This is a genomic window from Fictibacillus sp. KU28468, from assembly GCF_026153615.1.
Taxonomy (GTDB): domain Bacteria; phylum Bacillota; class Bacilli; order Bacillales; family Fictibacillaceae; genus Fictibacillus_C; species Fictibacillus_C marinisediminis.
Genome location: NZ_CP110666.1, coordinates 2,173,546 through 2,187,329, shown reverse-complemented (window position 1 = coordinate 2,187,329; position 13,784 = coordinate 2,173,546). Strand labels below are relative to the sequence as shown.

Sequence of the window (13,784 nt, the reverse complement as noted above, 5' to 3'; positions counted from 1 at the left end):
GAATTGATGTACCGTAAAGTATAGGAATTACACGAAAGCAGGGTTGCTGCGAATTCCTGTTTTTGTGAAGTTTGCGGAGTAGATGATTTATCAAATAAAGAAAAAGCCGCTCAGGCGGACGAGAGAGCTTGGCGATTGCCAAGCTCTTTATCCTTTATGTCCACCGATTAACTTACTTCTATGGAGAGCTGTACCTGCTTTGGTGAACGATACGGCTCTTAATAAAGATGCAGGACCATGTTTTCTTCTTATTTCATCCATCGTATAACCTAGTCGATTTCGTTTAGGATTATCTAAATCAACCAACGATAACTGTATTTCGGAATCATCCACAACGTTAGAAATCCTAACATCTATACTTCTCACCACGTCGCCATTATAAAACTTCTCAAACAATTCAAGACAAACCTTATAGACATCCATCGTGATATTGGTCGGTTGATCGATTGTTTTTGCTCGGTGGAATCCGCCGCCGAAGGAATCTTTGGAGTAACCGATACCTAAACTAATCGTTCTTCCCGCTTTGTGTGCAGACCTTGTTCGCCTGGCCACTTCTTCGCAGATTTCTAAGATCACATGCTTTACTTCTTCTTTGTCTGTGTAGTCCCTCAATAGAATTTGGCTTTTTCCAAAACTGATTTGGCCCAGTATAATAGGTGCACCAAGATCACTATGGTCGATACCGTGAGCGTGATAATAAAGCTGGTTTCCCATGATTCCAAACTTCTTTTCAAATAGTTCTAAAGGGTAGTGGGCTAAGTCACCCACTTTAACGATACCCATTCGGTTTAATGTATTTTGTAGTCTTGAACCGATACCCCACATTTCAGACAGTGGGGTAACCGGCCATAATTTTTGAGGGACTGATTCATATGTCCACTCGGCAATCCCTTCTGTTGTTTTTTTAGCATCAAGGTCCAGACATAGTTTACTGAGCAACATGTTCTCACCGATTCCGATTGCTACTGTGAGTCCTAACTCTTCAAATATCTCCTTTTTTATCCTTCTTGCGATTGACCATTTGTCACCAAAAATACGTTCAACAGGATTTACTCGTATGAAGGCTTCATCTATGGAATAAACGTGTATATCTTCTCTAGCTGCATAACGATGGAAAATTTTGGTTACTTCCATAGACATTTCAAGGTAATACTTCATTTCCGCATTTACGATGTGGATCTCTTTATGTTTGGGTATCTCAAACAAGCGGCTTCCTGTTTTGATACGATATTTTTTTTTCATAAGGGGGGTTGAAGCTAAAACGACACTCCCTTGGCGATCGGTAGCTCCAACAACAGCTAAGTAGGTGGTTAACGGATCTAAGCCTCTTTTTATACACGAACATGAAGCATAAAAGCTCTTTAAATCAATACATAATATGCTTTCTCTTATGAAATCCATGATTAACACCCTCCCGAACTATGTTTCTCTTTATTATATGCGAATGTATGTTCTTGTTTAACTGGTAAATTTAAGGAGGTTAATTTAGACTGCTATCTCCTGCCATAATTAACGAAGGGTTAGACGAAGAGGGAATTGTTAAATTTGGTTGAATTCCATTAACGATCGATAAAATTAAAAGGACTAGTGGTATAGATAAAAGGACATTCGAGGTTCTGTTATTCTTGAAATAAACCATTGTTTAACAAGGATTTATTTTTAAATACGTTGCCAAGATGAAGTATTTTATAATGGAAATATGTTGTAATTGGAGGAATGGCTATGGCTCATTATTTGGATTATGCGGAATACCCAACAGAGGAAACATGGAACAAGTTATATGACAGAAAAAAGAAGGCTTTCGACAGATTTAAGTTTTCAAGGCTGGAGGTGGCACTTTTTCCTAAACTAACGTAAAACAGTTTAGTGGTATAAACAGATAAAGTATAGGGGTTGAGGATGATGGAAAAAGAGCTATACAAAGCAATTGAATTACGGAAAGGTGGAAACCATAAAGAATCCAACAAATTACTTATGAAACTGGTACATGAGTTTCCTGATGATGCATCGATAAACTATCAATGTGCATGGAGTTTTGATTTATTAGGGGAAGAATCGAAAGCAGTCCCCTTTTACGAAAATGCAATTAAATTAGGGTTGTATTCAAAGGACCTGGAGGGAGCCTTATTGGGATTAGGGAGTACATATAGAACATTAGGAGAATATGAAAAGTCCAAAAGTACATTTCTAAAGGGAATTGAATCATTTCCAAACAATAAAGCAATTCAAATCTTCTATTCGATGACCTTATATAATTTGAACGAACATAGTAAAGCGATGGAGTTATTATTAAAATGCTTAACAGATACAACAACTGACGATGAAATTTTAGGTTATAAAAAAGCAATTGATTTCTACTCGAATAAATTAGATGAAATTTGGGAGTAGTTTGTGAAAAGAGGTACTTAAAGTAACGGGTGCGTTAGTTGAAGAAAACGGAGCTGTCTTTAAAGGGCAGATTAGTTAAAGAATTTAGTAAATGAGGTTGAACTTTCTTGGGTAATGGAGGGGCTATTATGATGATAATTAGAGCTGTTAAACAAGAAGAAAATAGTTTTATCGAAGATTTTGTTTATGAAATATTCAAGAATACGAGCTATTCAGATGGTGTAGTTGAAAAATCTCTTGTAAGAGAGATTCGGGAAAAACAATATTACATCCCACAATTAGATTTAGTTGCTGAGGAGAAAAGGGAAATTATAGGACACTTTATACTTTCAAAACTTCCAATAAGTAATAAATATGAAAACGAAATTTTAATGTTATCCCCCGTCTCTGTGGCAATTGAAAAGCAACGACAAGGTGTTGGTACGTTTATGTTGCAGGAAGGTATTAAATTAGCTTCTGAAAGAGGATATAAAGGAATTATTGTTGAAGGAGATTTTAGATATTATCGACGCTTTGGATTTAAAACATCAACTGAGTTCGGTATTTATGCGTCCAAGAAAAACTTACCGCCATCCAAGGAGAATTTAATGGCAATGGAGTTGTATAAAGATGGGTTAAAAAACATTTCTGGTGAAGTGGACTATACAATTTATCATTCATTAACACATTGAAATTTATTTAACACTTCAAATATTAATGGGTGTGTTGATCCAAGGAAGATAAACAACTTTTTTGTTGAATTTCTTATTAAGCTAAAGGGGCAGGATAGTTGAAGAAGAAATTTCTCTAAACTTGGAAGAATTTATACTCAAAAATATGTTAAGGAACTTGTGAATTATATGGAATCCATTAGCAAAAGCGAAGTGAATCTACGAGATATCACAGAGGAAGATCTTCCTATCTTTTTCGAACAACAACTAGATTCAACGGCGAACTATATGGCTGCCTTTACAGCTAAAGACCCCACTGATAAGGACGCATTTTTTGACCATTGGACAAAAATTATCGCTGACGAGACCATCACAATTAAGACTATATTATTCAATGGCATTGTCACTGGACACGTCTCGAACTTTGAACAGTTCGGCGAACCCGAAGTAAGCTACTGGATTGGGAAGGAATATTGGGGTCAAGGTATTGCAACTAAAGCGTTGTCAGAGTTTCTGGAGCATATTAAGGTACGCCCGCTCTATGCACGTGCCGCTAAGGATAACCTCGCCTCCATCAAGGTATTGGAAAAATGTGGGTTTAAAATCATCTCTGAAGATAAGGGTTTTTCCAACGCAAGAGGCAAGGATGTTGAAGAATTTATTTTGAAGCTTGAACCTTATGATATGTAATTTAATACCCGTAATATGATTGGAGCGGTTCTTGACTAAGAAACCTTCTGTTGTTTAACTAACAGATAGCTTTTGTTCAATAAGGCTTTGCAATGATCTTCCACAATCGGGTGCATTTCTTTAAGAAGGAGAAGTGCTCTTTTTTATTGAAGTATAGGGAAAGTAAGTTGAATAAGAATGTCCTTAACGTTAGAGGGAGAGTGTGAAAATGGATGTATTCGTAAGCCAGTATGACTGGATCCAACGCACAAGAGAATCACTATTTCATTATTGCGAAACTTTGTCACCATCGGATTATGTTAAAGAGCTTGAAACCTTTGGTGGAGATTCTATTCGCAGTCTCCATGCTCATGTAGCCGATTGTTATCGCTTATGGTTGGGGGATCGTGCACTTGGTAAATCGCTTCTTAAAATAAAACCAGAGGCTATTAACAACGTACAGGAAATGCGAGAGGTTTTTAGGAAAACGGATATCCTGGTTCATGAATTTCTGAATGAATTTAAAGGCAAATGGGATCAAACCGTTCAAGTATCCTTTGCGAGTGGTGATAGCGTAAAGATAACCTCATTATGGCTTTTTACACATACTATTACCCACGAGTTTCATCATAAAGGACAAATAGTAAAGATAGGAAGACAACTCGGGTATATCCCGCCTGAAACAGATCTCATTGAAGCTTGATGGACGATTGGCATCCTAAAGATTTTAAAGTTAAACAGATTGAGGTTATAAAATAAAATTTATCGAAGTTCTTATTCAACAAACGGGTGCGTTAGTCCAAGAAAAGAAAGGATATTACCAAAAGTTGCTTGTTCCTTATGTTAGCTTACAAAATCAGCCAATGATAAACTTATATTGGGTGATTTAATTTGTTTGTACCTCCAATGTTACTGCAACGAATGGAAGAACCATTCAATCATGACGATTTTATAAGTTGCTTAAACTCGATGGAATCCTATGCCTGTTTTTGTGAAGTTTGCGAACTAGAAGTTTAGACGGTGCATCTAAGTGGGTGCTCTGTTTATTTTTTGTAGTAAATGGATTGAAAACTAAGCGGAAAGGGAATAAGAAGTAGATTTCCCGAAAATTAAAAGAAAAATGAATATCTCTTAAATACTGGAAGGAGAAAAACCAATGGAAAAGCAGCAGCAACAAGAGATTACGGAGTATATCCTCCGCCACAGAGAAGAGTTTCAAAATAAGCTGTTATCCGAGGCTGTGGAAGTCGCAGGTAAAATACAGGATATTTTACAGTCAGGAAATATTGATCTTTTGAAAAACGCTGAGAAGATAGTAAAGTATGTGGTAAAAGGGAAAGAGACCGAACTTATTTCTTTTGCTGAGCAAGAGGGAGTGGCTTGGGCTAAGCATTCTTTAACCCTTACTCTTAAGCTGGAGTGGGTACATGCGATTAGAAGGACGATATGGCACTATCTGTTTGAATATGATCAACAGAACACACATGGACTCAGCATTTCAGAATATAGAGATTGGTTTTTTAAGATGGAGATGCGAATCAATGATGGCCTCGATAAATTTCTTAATAGTTTTTTCCTAAGCTATTCGGCTTATAAAGATGAATTAATCAACACTCAGCGAAAAATGGTTGAACATTTATCGGTTCCTATTATACCGATCAGTCCTTATATAGCGGTTCTTCCTCTAATCGGCGTGATTGATGTGTACCGTATCGATACCATTGAAGAAAAAGTATTAACGGATATTTCGAAGATGAAAGTACGGACGTTAATTTTGGATCTATCAGGCATTACAGATATGGATATTGAGGTAATCCACCATTTTCAAAGAATGATGAGTGGCGTTTCCTTGATGGGATGTGAGGCGGTCATTACGGGTCTGCGTGCAGAACTCGTCAGGAAAATGATTCATTTGGATGTTTCTTTTGATGAGTATGCATCAACTAAAGGTACGCTTCAGCAAACATTAACCGATTATTTTCAGGAACTGTGACCAACTTTATTTATTACTTTCTTTTTTGGGGGGAAGGAATTATCCTTCCTTTCATTATGAAAGTATCTAAGGGATATGATATCGATAGGGAATGGTTTGATTTCGGTGGGGACACTGGTATTAGAAATCCCTCTCTTTTTTTATGCTGTTTTAGCATTGTAGCCTTCTAAATCTTATTCAACAAGATAAGGAAACCCCTAAAGGATCTTTTGCGGAATAGATTTTTGCCCCCACTGGCAGTTTGTTTGCTATTCCATCTTTAAAAGATTTTCGAGAATTCCCAGAAATCTCCCCTAACAATTCTTTTTTTGTAAGTTTTAGTTTATCTACCCAATCAATATCAGCTTTATATACTTCTCCATTAAATTGGAAAATATCAGCGTTTTTATCAAGACTTAAAACCTCTTTTGCATCAGGATTTTTAATAGTAACCTTGGTTTCAGTAGGTTTGTTGCTTTTTTCAGTACAACCAGACAAGTATAAAAAACTCCCTAACAATATTAGACTGGCGATTGCTTTAATGCCTTTTTTTCTCATTCATTCACTCCTCCTTTTTTGAAATAAACCTAACTTCTACTTAATTATTTATTGTGGCTTCATTGTAAAACCTTTTCTAAAATAGACGATATTCCAGTCTAGAAAGTTACTTTCACCTATTTTTAGCAATGCTTTTAGAGCTAATTTCAGCAACCAATTCAAACATAAGACATTGAACATTGTAGTTCTGTTAATTTGTAGGCTAATTTTTTTGCTGATTTATACGTCAAATACCAATAAACCTTATTAAATCAACAAAAGTAATAGGTCCAAATCATATGCGATTTGAACCTAAAATTAATATGTTAATTACGTTTTTGTACTCCTAATCCGAACCCGTTACCAATTTTGATGGGAGTTTTTATTAGGTTATATGATTGTGAGAAACTTCACTTAAAGTAAAGGGTGCGTTTGTTGATGAAGCAAATAAAAAAACAGCTGCCATAGCATGGTTTGACATAAACCGAACGTTTTCACAATGAAAAATTTCTTATTTTACTCAGTTCACTCTTTTTATAGAATGGTAGCTGGTGAAGACTTCTTCGAATTATTAAATACTAATTATACTCAAGAAATGTTGGATAAGGCTTTATCTCAAACTAATCTTGATGGAGAGTAAGCGACTTTTATTGTGGAATGAACGATAAAAAGAACTCTTGAATGTACCTTTCCACACTATTGACTAACGCTTTTTTGCAGTTGCTTGTTCAAATTTTACGAGTGTAAGCCACCATTGTCGATTTGAAATAAGGTCATCGTTTGCTTCTCCTCTAATAAAAGATACATCATCCATCACTTTGCTCCACTCTTTTGTCAGTTCGGAAAAATGATGAAGTTTTTTTGTTTCCTCTTGCGTAAGCTGAGGATCTGTTTTATTCGTCAAATCGAAAAAGAAAGTATCGGCTGCCGAAAGCTCTTTTCGGGTAAGCGTAAGTTCGTTTTTGTAATGACCCCACTTCCAAGCATAATCATGATATTTTAATACAATGATTTCTATCTGAACAAACAAATTTCTAAGTTGAACCGCTTGATCGTGAGATATTTCGTTCGTTTTGATTGTTTTTTTAAACACCTCTCCAGCGTTGAACAAATGTTCATCCAAAGATTGATAGTCTTCATATAATTCATGAGACAATGCCTCTTCATAGGTTTGGAGAGATTGATACTGACTCCACCACTTTATACCCGCTAAGGACAAAAGAAAAAGGAAGAGAATCGCCCATCTATTTACTTTTATTATTTTCATGTTAAGACACTCCTCAAGTCTAAATTGGGGTTTTGGACTCAAAACTCTTTTAAATTCGTATGTGGAATCGACACAAAAAAGAACAGATGTAATCGATAAAATCGCGTACCCTCTCTGCTGTTTTCGTAAGGATTGTTGCTTTTTAAAAAGAAATGCAAAAGTAAGAGGTGATGAAAATGAAAATAACAGATTTAATAAAATTGCTAGAAGAAGCAAAGGAAAAGCACGGTGATTTAAAAACCATTTCAGTGTAATTGCGGCCATTGTTATTTGCCCTCGTTGAACTTTGTTCAATTAGATGGTTTATTTAGTAAACCAATTCATCAAATCAATTATTTAACAAAATTTGTTCAATACCAAACGGTAAATAATGAAATACATTATTTTCCCAAAGATTTTCGACTCGAAGAGTATGCTAATCCCTTAGAGATATTTTTGAGAATGAGAAATAAAGAAGGAGGGGGGAAGCGGGCGATATTTATTCGTAGAAATAAAAAAAGGGATACTGCTTCATATCTCAAATCACCCAACCTAATCGTTCATCAAAGATCTGTATTTAAATCTATAGCAAGACTTACAATGTAAGCTCCAAACTAGAGTAAAAGTACTAAAATCATGAGATGTTTGCTCGTTGCATAAAAATATCTTTAGGCGTCCTTAGTTTTGTGTCGCGCTCCTCAAATTGTCCTTAGTTTTCTGTCTTGAAACACAATTTATCCTTAGTTTTCTGTTGAACTTACGAATTGTTCTAAGTCCTTGTGTCGCAAAATGTTCTTAGTTTTCTGTCGGTTGGGGCAGTGTCCTTACTGTTGTGTCGCAAAAGTCCTTAGTTTTCTGTCGTTATACAGTTATACATACAGTTAACTAGAGAGAAGAAGTCCTTGTCGTACTTCTGTTTGTTTTTAGTTAACATAATATATATTCTAGGAAGCTATGCAGAAAAGAACAAAATCTGTATCAATTGTTAAGTTTACTACTGAAATTGAGACGAAAATAAAAAACAAAAATGCTCTCATAATTTTTTCAGATTGTTTTATTTACTTTTCAATTGAACCAGCTGCAGTTGTTCATCGGTAAAATTCTTTAGATTCTTTCCCTTGAGACGATGTGTTAACAGCTACAAGACCCTTTTTTATATAGAGATCGACTTAGTGCTCTAACTGCTTCTGGGTGCAAAAAACCTTCTGGCTCATCTATCAATAATAACTTATTGTCACTTTCACCCATGAGCTGCTTTTTCATAGCAGCAAAAAGACGGAGAATGATGTTCAATTCTGTTTTTGGTACATCCTTCAATCCTTTCCATTATTCCACCATCTTTAATGTTATAATTGCTAAATATTAACCTACATGAAAATTTTAAGGAAGTGATGACGGATGGAACGTTGGAAAAAAAATATGTGGGTTTTATGGATCGGAGTTTTTTTCACTTCGGCGAGTTATTCTATGGTTATCCCCTTTTTGCCTCTGTTTCTTCTTCAGATTGGTGTGCACCACCACACCGAGATCTGGGCGGGAGTATTATTTAGTGCAGCATTTTTGGCAGGTGCCATCTCCTCACCTTATTGGGGCCTTTTAGCGGACAAATATGGAAGAAAGCCTATGATCATTAGAGCTGGTTTTTCTCTTTTTTTCATTTATACACTTACCGCCTTTGTGAACAATCCTTATGAATTGCTGCTTCTGCGAATCATGCAAGGGCTTTTAACAGGATTCATCCCGGGAGCCATCGCTCTAATTGGTACGAATACACCAAAGAAGAATGTAGGATACGCCCTGGCAATGATATCGACAGCAACGGCTTCAGGCGGGATCATCGGACCTCTCCTCGGGGGCGGTATATCCACATTAGTCGGAAACAGATGGTCGTTTGCCAGCGGAGGATTATTGGTACTATTTTCTACGATTCTCGTAATCTTTATGGTAACAGAGGATAATTTCACCCCCAGTACAACGAGAGGTTCGGTCATTAATGATATCAAAACAGCGGGAGCTAACCGCCCATTTATGATTGTCTTATTATTAACGATGGTGACCGTCTGTTCGCTTATGACCATTGAGCCTGTCTTACCTTTATACATAAAAAAATTAGGAGGCTCTGTCCAAAATATTTCATTCCTGGCAGGCGTGATCTTTTCTTTACCTGGAATTGCAAGTATTTTATTCGGAGCGTTTTGGGGTAAAGTTGCAGATAAAATCGGGTTTCAAACGGTTTTAATTATTGGATTATGCGGGGGCGGACTTGGTACTTTAGCACAAATTTTATTTCACGGGATCTGGGGATTCTCCATCGTACGTTTTATGTTCGGCATCTTTTTCTGCGCGGTTTTCCCTGCATTAAATGGTCTGGTTGTTAAACTAACACCCGATGATTTTAGAGGCAGGGCCTTTGGACTGAATCAAACCGCGAATCAAATCGGAGGAATGCTTGGTCCTGTCCTGGGCGGTTTTATTGGTGGAATTTTCACAATTCACATCGTATTTCTAGTAACAGGAATCTTTCTCTTGATTGCTATGGGAATCGCATGGACGTCAAATTGGGAGAATACAAGCCCAAAAAGACAAGGAAAATTCAGAAGTACCTCTACCTCAGTATAGCCCTTATCAGTACATGTTTTGCAATATCATTCAAACACCCCTGTCGAATTTCGATATTCGACTGGGGTGTTTATGTCTGAGAATTGTCCTGGGCTATAGGACGGTTTAATACCCTCTTTTAAAATCAACCTTATTATGTAGCACCCTGTTTCCTTCAATCATTTTTAGTGTTTCTACAAAACAGGCTGCACCCTCCTCAGGTGTGGTAACTGCTGAGATATGGGGAGTGATATGAACATCGGGATGATCCCAAAATGGGTGATCGTCTGGCAGCGGCTCATGGTTAAATACATCGAGCACAGCAAATCTGACTTGACCTGAATCTAGAGCATGAATCAGCGCATCATTATCAACCGATGCACCTCTTCCTACATTTATAAAACCCGCATCAGTTAAATGATGAAAGAACTGCCCATCAAAGAAATTGGCTGTTTGTTCGGTCAACGGTAAAGTATTAAGGATGTAGTCCATTTCAGGTAACTGTGAAAAATGGGCATCTACAGTTATTACCTCTTTAAAATATTCTTTTTTCTTCCCGCTTAAAGAGACCCCATAGACTTCCATCCCAAATCCCGAGAAAATCTTTGCAGCCGTTTGGCCGATCTCACCGGTTCCATAAATCATGGTTTTTTGTTTATTTAATAATTTTGGTGAAATGGGATGCCATTTTTTTTGATGTCTTAATTCTTGAAATTGGTCATGTAACTGTACATCCTTAAGTATGTAGCTCAAGCAATACTCGGCAATTCTTTGTCCAAAGGAACAAATGGTTCTGCTTAATAAGACATCTTCGTTCCACTGTTTTTTGTATAAAAAACAGTCAACACCCGCTCCAAGGGAGTGTACCCATTTTACTGAACTATAGTCAAAATCCGACTTCAAATTAAAGGAAGCATAAGCATCAGCCCACACTAGATCCTCCTGCGTCATCTGTTCTTCAGGCAGAAAACGGAAATCTTTTTGTAAATCTTCCTTTTCGATAATAGCCTTAAGTTCTTCGTACATGGGGCTTACGACTAGTAATTTATTTATATTAATTTTTCTCACCCCTTTTTCATAAACAATAATTGGATGACTTCATTATAATCCAGAATGTCAAAACAGGAGTGTTTATCTCTTTCCATTTTAATTTATAGAACGATTTCCATATCCATCAGCGCTGAACTCAAACTTTTCCCATGGCGATCTAATGAAAGGGAACGAGTCACACCCCCTCCTAATGCGTTATCCATAACAAAGTTTAAAGCACCGATCTTAGGGATTTCATATCGATAACGTCTCCCTTTACAATTTCCTGAAAAAATTTTTTTACCCGCTCTGCGGTTATAGATTTTTTCACCTTCTCATAATCACCCATTTCATAAACGATGACAGAAACATTCGAGAAATTTCCTTTATCTCCAGTTCTTGAATGGACGATTTCCTTTAGTTTCAAAATTTACACCTCCTCATATTCCACGTCAATTTGGATATCATTTTCAGGGATGAGTATTGAGGCAATGGAAACAATGTCCTGAATGTTTACCCGTACACCCCCGCCTCCTGCAGGTCCATTCGTATAGAGGGCTTCTACTTCTTGTCCTATTGCCAGAGCATCTTTCTCTTCGCTGCTCCCCTAACGTGTGTCAGCTTAGGAGGAAACGGTTCAGTGAATAAAGGACAAAACAGTGATGCTTATAAGGGGGCAAAACGTTCTGGTATTAAGGAAAAGTGTCATGAGTCCAGTTTTGGACTTATGACGCTGTGGTTTCCCCGTTTCTACAATTTAATCGTTTGAGAATTGTTTCTATAAACTAACAGTATGAAAAATAGAGCTAAATGTTCGTTAGCTCTACTTGAATTGTTTTACTTATTTTGTTTCAGGCTCAGTTTTATTTCCTCTTCCACTAAGTCATAAAGACTAACAGATATAGAAGAGTTTCTTATACATTTAAGATCTTCAAGCTGAACCATCATGTTCCTTGCTTCCGCCAAATAAGAGATTGCTTCCCTCATTTTCTCTTTATAAGGTTTGGTTGTTCTTTCGATTTCTGCAGCGAACTTTTCATCCGTACCAGATGTAATACAAGTTTCGTACATATCAATGATTTCATCTGTTTCTCGTTCAGGGTTATATTCATGAGGTGCTGTACTATCAAATATTGCGATGCCTTTTTCGCGAAGGATGACCATGTCTAAACTGTTTGGATCAAATCCGCAGTGGTAAATCTCAACGTCGTATCCTTTTTCTTCTCCAGCAGCTGCAATCTTCTTCAGCATTGTTGATTTCCCTGATCCCGCTCTGCCTTTAATAAAATAACGTTTGCAAATATCTTCTGTTAGATTTTGAATATAGTCAACTGCGCCATTTGGAGTTGCAGCACCTAGGAAACGATGTTTTACATTTGAAGTTTTTCCAGCAGTCTCCTCTCCATAGAAAAGGTCAATAAGCTCATTTGTCAATTCATTGGCTTTAGCAAAACTCATGTTAGCGATATAGATATCTTCAATGTCATCATGTGCTTTAAGTGATTCTGCAAATGTTGTATATGCTTTTTGGAATTTTGCGGAAATGTCCATATTAAGCTGATGAATTTCCTCATTATGTTCAGAAAGATTTTTAGTGGTCCTTTCATTTTCAAGAATGGTTATTTGCAAATTTTCGCTTGCTGCCTGTTTGAGAATCTCAGGTACTGCATCGTCAATAATTCCAACACCGGCATCAGGAACGATTAAACCTTCTGTCCAATCATTATTAGATGCACAATGCAAATATTCAATTGTATGTCCTTCTGCTCTTAATGTTTCACCTATTTTATTTATGAAGGCAGATTTATCTGATCGTAACCCCCCTTGAAGTAAAAACACACGATTCAATCCCCTTAATGCAGAGTCATAAAGACTAATATATCCTTTAGCTGTATTTCCACCTGCATAATAATGAAGCACTTTTCCACCCATACAATCATCCTTTCCCTTTTCTGCTAACATATGTTCACCACATATAAGGGTGATTGCCTACCTTGATAAAGATAAAGCTCTTTTCTAAAAGATTGCTGCTTTTGGGTCATTTTAGTAAACAGCCATCATTGACAAGTTGATTGGAGTGTAAGGTGCGAGACTCCTCGAAAATGAATTTCACATTTTCTTCGTGCGATAAAACGCTGCCGAAGTCTTCCTTGTCCTGCGGGAAAAGCGGGACAGGTGAGACCCACAGGCGCGTGCGCCGAGAAAGTAGGCGCTGGCGCCGGTAAGGCTCACCGCACGCCCCGCGAAAGTAGGCGTTTATGCCGGTAAAAGCGAGCATCCTGAAACGGAAATCAACCACTCCTAAGAGCAACAAAGGTTACGAAAACAGCCAAAGATAAAAAGCTTTTTCTAGACCATTACCTAACTTTCGAACCTCTTCTATTTCTTTTACAAGCTAATGGTTGCCCTTAGAAGATTTCAGGGAAATGAGCGTTTGCCAAAACAAAACTAAGCGATCAGGTTTAATGTTTATTTAATAATTCTTTATAATCTACACACTAATCTTTTATATTTACGTATTAAACTATTAACTGAAAGAACAGTAATGAATGCCTATTGTCCTTTACGCAAACGGCATCTAAACCATGTGTTTCATTGCATCACTCAAAAATACGCAGTAGGTTGGACGATATTCGCGACTCTGACAGTAACCGATTAAACATTTAATGAAGAAGATATTAGACAACGTTGAAGG

14 protein-coding genes are annotated in these 13,784 nt (G+C 37.0%); 6 read left to right on the top strand and 8 right to left on the bottom strand.

What is annotated here, in order from left to right:
• Positions 1-147: 147 nt before the first annotated feature.
• Positions 148-1,401, bottom strand: a complete 1,254-nt coding sequence (locus OKX00_RS11320) for a Y-family DNA polymerase (RefSeq protein WP_265407429.1) — start codon at positions 1,399-1,401, stop codon at positions 148-150.
• A 501-nt stretch (positions 1,402-1,902) separates the two neighbouring features.
• On the opposite strand from OKX00_RS11320, the gene OKX00_RS11315 reads away from it, so the two are divergent.
• The 5 genes from OKX00_RS11315 to OKX00_RS11295 all read left to right on the top strand — a co-directional run bounded on the left by OKX00_RS11315 (position 1,903) and on the right by OKX00_RS11295 (position 5,700).
• Positions 1,903-2,388, top strand: coding sequence for a tetratricopeptide repeat protein (locus OKX00_RS11315; protein WP_265410524.1), 486 nt, complete (start codon positions 1,903-1,905; stop codon positions 2,386-2,388).
• A 128-nt stretch (positions 2,389-2,516) separates the two neighbouring features.
• A complete protein-coding gene (locus tag OKX00_RS11310) occupies positions 2,517-3,059 on the top strand; it encodes a GNAT family N-acetyltransferase (RefSeq protein ID WP_265407428.1) in 543 nt (180 codons plus the stop codon).
• Positions 3,060-3,227: 168 nt separating this feature from the next.
• Positions 3,228-3,728, top strand: coding sequence for a GNAT family N-acetyltransferase (locus OKX00_RS11305; protein WP_265407427.1), 501 nt, complete (start codon positions 3,228-3,230; stop codon positions 3,726-3,728).
• A 208-nt stretch (positions 3,729-3,936) separates the two neighbouring features.
• Entirely contained in the window at positions 3,937-4,410 is a 474-nt protein-coding gene (locus OKX00_RS11300) for a DinB family protein (RefSeq protein ID WP_265407426.1), read from the top strand.
• Positions 4,411-4,863: 453 nt separating this feature from the next.
• Positions 4,864-5,700: an STAS domain-containing protein gene (locus tag OKX00_RS11295; protein ID WP_265407425.1), complete on the top strand. Its 837-nt coding sequence runs from the start codon at positions 4,864-4,866 to the stop codon at positions 5,698-5,700.
• 177 nt (positions 5,701-5,877) lie between these two features.
• Here the strand turns inward: OKX00_RS11295 and OKX00_RS11290 are convergent, their stop codons facing one another.
• From OKX00_RS11290 to OKX00_RS23360, 3 genes are all read right to left on the bottom strand, one after another.
• Positions 5,878-6,237 (bottom strand): hypothetical protein, encoded by a 360-nt coding sequence (locus tag OKX00_RS11290; protein WP_265407424.1) that lies wholly within the window; start codon positions 6,235-6,237, stop codon positions 5,878-5,880.
• 682 nt (positions 6,238-6,919) lie between these two features.
• Positions 6,920-7,747 (bottom strand): hypothetical protein, encoded by an 828-nt coding sequence (locus OKX00_RS11285; RefSeq protein WP_265407423.1) that lies wholly within the window; start codon positions 7,745-7,747, stop codon positions 6,920-6,922.
• Between the two features lie 846 nt (positions 7,748-8,593).
• A complete protein-coding gene (locus OKX00_RS23360) occupies positions 8,594-8,710 on the bottom strand; it encodes a hypothetical protein (protein ID WP_416054335.1) in 117 nt (38 codons plus the stop codon).
• Positions 8,711-8,860: 150 nt separating this feature from the next.
• Here OKX00_RS23360 and OKX00_RS11280 point away from each other — a divergent pair, with 150 nt between their 5' ends.
• Positions 8,861-10,081 carry an MFS transporter gene (locus OKX00_RS11280; protein ID WP_265410434.1) on the top strand — a complete coding sequence of 407 codons (1,221 nt, stop codon included), beginning with the start codon at positions 8,861-8,863 and terminating at the stop codon, positions 10,079-10,081.
• Between the two features lie 105 nt (positions 10,082-10,186).
• Here the strand turns inward: OKX00_RS11280 and OKX00_RS11275 are convergent, their stop codons facing one another.
• From OKX00_RS11275 to OKX00_RS11260, 4 genes are all read right to left on the bottom strand, one after another.
• A complete protein-coding gene (locus OKX00_RS11275; RefSeq protein WP_265410433.1) occupies positions 10,187-11,086 on the bottom strand; it encodes a D-2-hydroxyacid dehydrogenase in 900 nt (299 codons plus the stop codon).
• A gap of 235 nt (positions 11,087-11,321) precedes the next feature.
• The gene (locus OKX00_RS11270; protein WP_265410432.1) at positions 11,322-11,516 is read right to left on the bottom strand and encodes an AtuA-related protein; all 195 of its coding nucleotides are present in this window, start codon (positions 11,514-11,516) and stop codon (positions 11,322-11,324) included.
• Between the two features lie 410 nt (positions 11,517-11,926).
• Positions 11,927-13,021 (bottom strand): PRK06851 family protein, encoded by a 1,095-nt coding sequence (locus OKX00_RS11265; RefSeq protein WP_416054334.1) that lies wholly within the window; start codon positions 13,019-13,021, stop codon positions 11,927-11,929.
• 106 nt (positions 13,022-13,127) lie between these two features.
• Positions 13,128-13,403: a hypothetical protein gene (locus OKX00_RS11260; RefSeq protein ID WP_265410430.1), complete on the bottom strand. Its 276-nt coding sequence runs from the start codon at positions 13,401-13,403 to the stop codon at positions 13,128-13,130.
• Positions 13,404-13,784: the final 381 nt, after the last annotated feature.

Coding starts and splice junctions, on each gene's coding strand:
- OKX00_RS11315 (WP_265410524.1), top strand. CDS start 1,903: ATGGAAAAAGAGCTATACAAAGCAATTGAATTACGGAAAGGTGGAAAC.
- OKX00_RS11305 (WP_265407427.1), top strand. CDS start 3,228: ATGGAATCCATTAGCAAAAGCGAAGTGAATCTACGAGATATCACAGAG.
- OKX00_RS23360 (WP_416054335.1), bottom strand. CDS start 8,710: ATGGGTGAAAGTGACAATAAGTTATTATTGATAGATGAGCCAGAAGGT.
- OKX00_RS11310 (WP_265407428.1), top strand. CDS start 2,517: ATGATGATAATTAGAGCTGTTAAACAAGAAGAAAATAGTTTTATCGAA.
- OKX00_RS11285 (WP_265407423.1), bottom strand. CDS start 7,747: ATGGCCGCAATTACACTGAAATGGTTTTTAAATCACCGTGCTTTTCCT.
- OKX00_RS11320 (WP_265407429.1), bottom strand. CDS start 1,401: ATGGATTTCATAAGAGAAAGCATATTATGTATTGATTTAAAGAGCTTT.
- OKX00_RS11275 (WP_265410433.1), bottom strand. CDS start 11,086: ATGTACGAAGAACTTAAGGCTATTATCGAAAAGGAAGATTTACAAAAA.
- OKX00_RS11265 (WP_416054334.1), bottom strand. CDS start 13,021: ATGGGTGGAAAAGTGCTTCATTATTATGCAGGTGGAAATACAGCTAAA.
- OKX00_RS11280 (WP_265410434.1), top strand. CDS start 8,861: ATGGAACGTTGGAAAAAAAATATGTGGGTTTTATGGATCGGAGTTTTT.
- OKX00_RS11300 (WP_265407426.1), top strand. CDS start 3,937: ATGGATGTATTCGTAAGCCAGTATGACTGGATCCAACGCACAAGAGAA.
- OKX00_RS11290 (WP_265407424.1), bottom strand. CDS start 6,237: ATGAGAAAAAAAGGCATTAAAGCAATCGCCAGTCTAATATTGTTAGGG.
- OKX00_RS11295 (WP_265407425.1), top strand. CDS start 4,864: ATGGAAAAGCAGCAGCAACAAGAGATTACGGAGTATATCCTCCGCCAC.